Source organism: Nocardioides guangzhouensis (assembly GCF_004519545.1).
Lineage (GTDB): Bacteria > Actinomycetota > Actinomycetes > Propionibacteriales > Nocardioidaceae > Nocardioides > Nocardioides guangzhouensis.
Window position 1 is genome coordinate 56,511 of record NZ_SDKM01000029.1, and the last position, 6,979, is coordinate 63,489.

6 protein-coding genes are annotated in these 6,979 nt (G+C 71.9%); 5 read left to right on the forward strand and 1 reads right to left on the reverse strand.

Annotated features, from left to right (window positions below; genetic code table 11):
- Positions 1-37: 37 nt before the first annotated feature.
- A complete protein-coding gene (locus EKO23_RS18100) occupies positions 38-1,393 on the reverse strand; it encodes an MATE family efflux transporter (RefSeq protein ID WP_134719538.1) in 1,356 nt (451 codons plus the stop codon).
- A 493-nt stretch (positions 1,394-1,886) separates the two neighbouring features.
- Here EKO23_RS18100 and dnaB point away from each other — a divergent pair, with 493 nt between their 5' ends.
- From dnaB to EKO23_RS25395, 5 genes are all read left to right on the forward strand, one after another.
- The gene (gene dnaB, locus EKO23_RS18105; protein WP_217702688.1) at positions 1,887-3,299 is read left to right on the forward strand and encodes a replicative DNA helicase; all 1,413 of its coding nucleotides are present in this window, start codon (positions 1,887-1,889) and stop codon (positions 3,297-3,299) included.
- A 45-nt stretch (positions 3,300-3,344) separates the two neighbouring features.
- Positions 3,345-3,773 carry a VOC family protein gene (locus EKO23_RS18110; protein ID WP_134719529.1) on the forward strand — a complete coding sequence of 143 codons (429 nt, stop codon included), beginning with the start codon at positions 3,345-3,347 and terminating at the stop codon, positions 3,771-3,773.
- Between the two features lie 329 nt (positions 3,774-4,102).
- Positions 4,103-5,128, forward strand: a complete 1,026-nt coding sequence (gene ctlX / locus EKO23_RS18115; protein ID WP_134719530.1) for a citrulline utilization hydrolase CtlX — start codon at positions 4,103-4,105, stop codon at positions 5,126-5,128.
- A 110-nt stretch (positions 5,129-5,238) separates the two neighbouring features.
- Positions 5,239-5,787: a SigE family RNA polymerase sigma factor gene (locus EKO23_RS18120; RefSeq protein ID WP_134719531.1), complete on the forward strand. Its 549-nt coding sequence runs from the start codon at positions 5,239-5,241 to the stop codon at positions 5,785-5,787.
- A 1-nt stretch (position 5,788) separates the two neighbouring features.
- A complete protein-coding gene (locus EKO23_RS25395) occupies positions 5,789-6,928 on the forward strand; it encodes a hypothetical protein (protein WP_167880546.1) in 1,140 nt (379 codons plus the stop codon).
- The last annotated feature ends 51 nt before the right edge of the window (positions 6,929-6,979 follow it).

A 6,979-nucleotide genomic window follows, 5' to 3' on the forward strand; every position in this document is an offset into this window, starting at 1 on the left:
GCGCAGTCGCGGCCCAGTGTCCCGGCCCAGTCTTGGCTCAGTGTCGCGGCAGGCGGGTGCCGGTCACCAGCCACGCGTCGCCGTGCGCGCGGTGCAGGAGGAACGCCGCCCGGGCGGACATGAAGCCGAACGAGAAGGCCACCCACAGCCAGGTGAGCGTGGGCGCGGCGAGCGCCATCGGGGTGTAGACGACGAGCACGGTCAGCCCCGCCCAGGCCAGGTACGTCCCGTCGCCGGCTCCGATCAGGACGCCGTCGAGGACGAAGACCACGCCGGCGATCGGCTGGCCGAGGGCCGCGACCAGCAGCACCGGCGCGAGCAGCTGCTGGACCGCGTGGTCGGAGGTGAATAGGCGGCCCAGCACGGGGCTGAGCGCCGCGAGGGCGAGTCCGGTGACCACTCCGCTGGCCAGGCCCCACTGGATCATCCGTCGGGTGGTCCGGCGGGTGCCGGTGACGTCGCCGGCGCCGAGGAACCGGCCGGTGATCGCCTGGGCGGCGATCGCGATCGCGTCGAGGGCGAACGCCAGGAAGGTCCACAGGGTCATCGCGAGCTGGTGGGTGGCCAGGTCGGCGTCGCCGCCCGTGTGGGTCGCGGCGTACGTCGACACCAGCAGGGCTGCGCGCAGCGTGAGCGTGCGGACCACCAGCGCGACGGCAGCGTGGGCCGCGGCGGCGATGCCCGGCAGGTCGGGCCGCAGGGGGGCACCGTGTGCGCGGGCGCCGCGGGTCACGACCACGACGAGGAAGGCCGCGGCGAGGGTCTGGGCGAGCACCGAGCCGGTCGCCGAGCCACGCAGGCCGAGCGCCGGCAGCGGCCCGACGCCGTACACGAGCATGCCGTTGAGCGCGATGTTGAGCAGGTTGCCGACGACTGCCGCGACCAGCGGCGTCCGGGTGTCCTGGAGGCCGCGGAGGACCCCGGTCGTGGCCAGCATGACCAGGAGCGGCGTGGTGCCGAGGAACGCGATCCGCAGGTACGTCGTGGCGTGGTCGGCCACCTCGCCGGAGGCGCCGAACGCGGCGACCAGCCAGGGAGTGGCGGCGATCCCGGCGACGGTGGTGACCGCCCCGATCACAACCCCCAGCCACACTCCGTCGATGCCCTGGACGAGCGCGCCGCGCAGGTCGCCGGCACCGACATGGCGGGCCACCGACGCGGTGGTGCCGTACGCGAGGAACACGCAGAGTCCGACGGCGGTCTGGAGCACCGCCCCGGCGATGCCCAGGCCGGCCAGCTGCGGCGTCCCGAGGTGGCCGACGAAGGCGGCGTCGGCGAGCAGGAAGAGCGGCTCGGCCACCAGGGCGAGGAACGCCGGGACGGCGAGGCGGAGGATCTCACGGTCCGTCGTGCGGCGGGCCGCTGTCGCGTCTCGCCGGGACGAATGGGACAGATGTTCCTCGTCCCGTCCAGACCTCACGCGCCGCAGCCTACGTCGCCCGTAGGGGTGGACCAGGAGGGACTAGTGATTGTGGACTATTGACCCGTGTCCGACCGTCCCGGTACTGGGGAAAACCTGTGGGGAACTGGGGAGCCCGGCACGGGTGTCGACATATCCGTACGACGACCGGGACGCGTCGTCCCGGTGAACGAGAAAGTCCTCCAGAAATTTCACTCCACACCTCGGGGACACTGTTTCCGCAGGTCAGACCGGGTATCGACGGTCATGGTCAGGCGGCTTCCACAGCGGTTTCCCCATCCTGTGCACAGGAACGCGCCGACTCATCCACGTCTCCACCGAGTTATCCACACCCCCCTGTGGACAGGGTGCTGGCCCGGGGCCGCCGGCACGACGTACGGTCACTCGTCCGCCCCCTGCGGGGCCGACTGTCGGTACCGCCGCCTAGGGTCCCGGCATCCGATCCCGACCGCGAGGGGGCCGTCAGGTGAGCGTCACGGACTATCCCGACACCCCCCTTCCGCCGGAGCCGGACTGGGGCGACGGGCCCGCTCCCTACGAGCCCGGCGAGGCGCCGCGCACGCCCGGTGACCGCACCCCGCCGCAGGACAACGCCGCCGAGCAGAGCGTCCTGGGCTCGATGCTGCTCAGCAAGGACGCGATCGCCGACGTCAGCGAGGTGCTGCGCGGGACCGACTTCTACCGCCCGGCGCACGAGATCATCCACGACTCGATCCTCGACCTCTACAGCCGCGGGGAGCCGGCCGACCCGGTCACGGTCGCGGCCGAGCTGCAGCGCCGGGGCGAGCTCCAGCGCATCGGCGGCGCGCCGTACCTCCACACCCTCTCCGCCAACGTGCCGATCGCCGCGAACGCCGGCTACTACGCCGAGATCGTCCACGAGAAGGCGATCCTGCGGCGCCTGGTCACCGCCGGCACCCGGATCGTCCAGCTGGGGTACGCCGGCGAGGGCCAGATCGACTCGGTGGTCGACGAGGCGCAGGCCGAGGTCTACAAGATCACCGACAAGCGCGCGCAGGAGGACTACGCGCCGCTGGCGGACATCATGGAGGGCGTCCTCGACGAGATCGAGGCGATCGGCAACCGCGACGGCGGGATGTACGGCGTGCCCACCGGGTTCGCCGACCTCGACGAGCTCACCAACGGCCTGCACTCCGGCCAGATGATCATCGTCGCCGCGCGTCCCGCGATGGGGAAGTCGACCCTGGCGCTGGACTTCTGCCGGGCGGCCTCGATCCACAACCAGATGACCAGCTGCTTCTTCTCCCTCGAGATGAACCGCTCAGAGATCACCATGCGCCTGCTGTCGGCCGAGGCGAAGGTGCCGCTCAACCACATCCGCAACGGCAACATGACCGACGACGACTGGGCGAAGCTGGCCCGCAAGATGGGCGAGGTGTCGTCGGCCCCGATGTTCATCGACGACAGCCCCAACATGACGATGATGGAGATCCGCTCGAAGGCCCGGCGGCTCAAGCAGAACCACGACCTGCGCCTGATCGTGATCGACTACATGCAGCTGATGACCTCCGGCAAGAAGGTCGAGTCCCGCCAGCTCGAGGTCTCGGAGTTCTCCCGCCAGATCAAGTTGCTCGCCAAGGAGCTCGAGGTCCCGATCATCGCGCTCTCCCAGCTCAACCGTGGCCCCGAGCAGCGCGCCGACAAGCGCCCCATGGCCAGCGACCTGCGTGAGTCCGGCTCCCTGGAGCAGGACGCCGACATGGTCATCCTGCTCCACCGCGACGACGTCTACGAGCGCGAGTCGACCCGTCCCGGCGAGGCCGACCTGATCGTCGCGAAGCACCGCAACGGCCCCACCCGCGACATCACCGTCGCCTTCCAGGGCCACTACAGCCGGTTCGTCGACATGGCGCACTGAGGCCCCGCACGCCACCAGGGTCACGCGCCACTAGGGTGTGGACCCGTGCCATCCGTGAAGCAGGTCCAGGTCACGTTCGACTGCGCCGAGCCGGAGCGCGTCGCCCGGTTCTGGTGCGAGGTGCTGGGGTACGTCGTCCCGCCGCCCCCGGAGGAGTTCGCCACGTGGGACGACTTCTGGCGCTCGTCGCCGCCCGAGGAGCAGGGTTCGTGGTTCGCCTGCGTCGACCCCTCGGGCGCGGGTCCGCGGCTGTTCTTCCAGCGCGTCCCCGAGGGCAAGGTGGCCAAGAACCGGGTGCACCTCGACGTCCGGGTCGGCACCGGGCTCGAGGGCGAGGAGCGGCTGGCCGCACTCGAGGCCGAGTGCGCGCGGCTGGTCCCGCTCGGCGCGACCCGCGTACGGCTGCTGTACGACGGCACCGACTCGTGCATCGTGATGCAGGACATCGAGGGCAACGAGTTCTGTCTCGACTGAGACTCCGCCGGCCGCTCAGGGGCGGTCGGGCGCCGGTGGTCTGCGCTGCCGGGCCGTGGCCCGGGTCCGGGCCTCGCCCACTCCCGGTCGGGTCGACGCGTGATGTCGACGAAGGCCCAGACGACCGAGACGACCGAGGTGATCGCCAGCCCGAACCCGGCCAGGATCGCGAGCGCCCCGAGAGCTTCCATCCGCCCCCCTACGTCGTTGCCTGCGGCACACCGTGATGGTGGGCCGATCCTGCCAGCGCCAGGACGCGACCGCCGGAGAAATGCTCAGGGCGAGGTCGCCGGTTCGGCGTCGGGCGGCATGGTCTACCGTCGCATGACGTGAGTGCGCAGGCCCCGTCCGCGGTCATCTTGATCCGCGCCGAGAAGTTCAAGCCCAACCCGGCCACGGCCGCCGACAACGCGTTCCAGGGGGACGCGCCGGCCGGCCAGTCCGACGACGAGACGGCCGGGAAGGCCCTGGCCGAGATGGATGCGGTGGCCGACGCCCTGCGGGCCGCAGGCGTGCGGGTGCACGTGTTCTCGGACGAGGACCACACGCGGCCCGACAGCGTGTTCCCCAACAACTGGCTGTCCACCCACGCCGGCGGGAACGTCGCGGTCTACCCGATGTACGCCTCCAACCGCCGTCACGAGCGGCGCGCGGACGTGCTGGAGCTGCTCAAGTCGCAGTACCGGGTCCAGACCATCGTGGACTACTCCGGCCTCGAGCCCGACGGCATCTTCCTCGAGGGCACCGGCGCGATGGTCCTCGACCACGTGTCGCGGGTCGCGTACGCCGCGCGCAGCCACCGCGCCGACACCCACGTGCTCGAGCGGTTCTGCACCGACTTCGGCTACGAGCCGATGGCCTTCGACGCCGTCGACGAGGAGGGCGTGCCCGTCTACCACACCAACGTCATGGGGTGCGTGGGCACGGACGTCGCGCTGTTCGCGCTCGAGCTGATCGGCGACGAGCACCGCCGTGAGCAGGTCCGCGAGCGCCTCACCGTCAATGGCCGGAAGGTCGTCGAGATCACCGAGGAGCAGGTCCGGCAGTTCGCCGGGAACGCCGTCGAGCTCTGCGGCCGTACGCCGGACGGCAAGCGGCACTACATCATGGCGATGTCCGCAAGCGCCCGCCGCAGCCTCCGCCCCGACCAGGTCGCGGCGATCGAGGAGTCCTGCACGATCGTCGACATCGACATCCCCACGATCGAGCTGGCCGGCGGGTCCGTGCGCTGCATGATCGCCGGCGTGCACCTCGACCGTCGCCCCGCCGCCGAGCCCGAGCTCACCGAGGCCGTCGAGGCGATCGACGAGAACCCGCACACGGCGGACGGTCGCGACGTGGCCGACGAGGCCTGACGCCCTCCTGACCGACCCCCTCCGGCGGAGGTCCGCGACTTTGTCGCGGTTCCGACGCAACCCCCGGCGTACTTCCGGAGTCAGTTGGGCAGAAGGGGGTGGTGTTCGGAATGTTCACCGTCACGAGCGCGCAAGCGCCCACGTTCGAGGAGTACGCCGAGGTCTCCTGGCCGTCGCTCTACCGGTACGCCTACCTGCTGACCGGGAACCACGCGGACGCCGAGGACCTGGCGCAGCAGACGCTGCTCAAGGCCTACCGCTCGTGGTCGCGGGTCAGCCGGTCGGACTCGCCGACGGCGTACCTGCGGCGGATGCTCACCAACACCTACCTCTCCGGGCGGCGCCCGATGGCGCGACGGCTGGAGCTGTTGACCGACAGGCCTCCGGAGCAGGGGCAGGTCGCGGGGAGCGGGCCGGAGGAGCGGATGGTGCTCTGGCCGCACGTGACCTCGCTGCCACCGCGGCAGCGCGCCGTGATCGTGCTCCGCTACTACGAGGGCCTGGACGAACGCGAGATCGCCGAGGCGCTCGACTGCTCGACCGGGACCGTCAAGTCCACCGCGCACCGCGCCCTCAAGGCGCTCCGGGCCGCGCTCGGCCAGGACGAGGAACCCACCACCACCCCGGGCTCGGACGACACCGACGGGAGGGAGGACTGACATGTACGTCGACATCGAAGAGTCCTTGGGCCGCGAGCTGCGCGAGGTGGCCGACGGCCTGCAGGTCCCGCCCCGGCCCCGGCTGCCGCGGGAGACGGTCCGCCCGACCCGCACCTGGCAGCCGCTGCTGGTCGCGGCCGCGGTGGTGCTGCTGGTCGCCGGCACCGTCGCGGTGCTGGTGACCTCCCGCGACGGTGGCGAGCCGGAGCCGGCCCCGTCACCCACCCCCACGCGCATCGACGGGTCCGTCACCATCCCGACCACGGCCCCGACGGTCACCTACGTCCTCGACAGTGGCCTGTACGTCGGGGGCGAGCGGGTGCCGGGCGACTGGTCGCAGGCCTGGGCCGGGCCGAAGGGATGGGTCGCGATCCGCACCGACGGCTCCTGGTGGTGGGGCTGGGGCACCGACCCGCAGGAGCTCGATCTGCCCGAGGACGCGTTCCCGGTGCTCTCGCCCCGCGGGACGGTGATCGCGGAGACCCTCACCGACAACCAGCAGACCCAGCTGACCGGCTTCGAGACCCGGGTCGGGGGCGAGGGCCTCGGCGGTGTCCCGATCGAACCGGGCAGCGCGGGCGACGGCAGCCAGGTCCGGGTCCGCGCCGTCACCGACGACGGCCTGGTCATCGCCCAGGGCACGGACACCGCGGTCCTCTGGCGGCCGCTGGTCGACAACCGGACCGTGGACCTCACCCAGACCGCGCCGGACGTGCAGGTGCTGGGCAACACGCCCGCCGGGCTGCTGATCACCGACGGCTCCGACGGGGCGGTCGACGGCACCACGGGGGCGCCGTACCTCGCCGAGGTCGCCGAGGACGGCACGCTCGTCCGGGTCGCGTCGGTGCCCACCCACGACGACCTGCTGGTCAGCACCGGGGGCACCTGGCTCGCGTACACCCCGCCGGGCACCACCGGCGGCGAGGTCACCTCGATCGGCTCGTTCGAGGTCCAGCCGGTCGGCGGCTCCGACAGCATGACCCTGACCGCGCCCGACGGGTGGGGGTTCACGGTCCGGGCCTGGGCCTGGGAGGACGACGACCGGCTGGTCTCGCCGGTGGTCCGGGACGGCGGCGGCGCCGAGCGGATGGCCCGGTGCAGCGTGCGGGCCGGGCGGTGCGTGCTGGTCGAGGCTCCCTGAGCAACGGGCTCCAGGGTCCAGGGCCTTGGTTTCGAGACGCTCGCTGGCGCT

What these genes read in the sequence shown, in the direction of transcription:
- EKO23_RS18120 (WP_134719531.1), top strand. Translation starts at nt 5,239, where the DNA reads ATGTTCACCGTCACGAGCGCGCAAGCGCCCACGTTCGAGGAGTACGCC.
- EKO23_RS25395 (WP_167880546.1), top strand. Translation starts at nt 5,789, where the DNA reads ATGTACGTCGACATCGAAGAGTCCTTGGGCCGCGAGCTGCGCGAGGTG.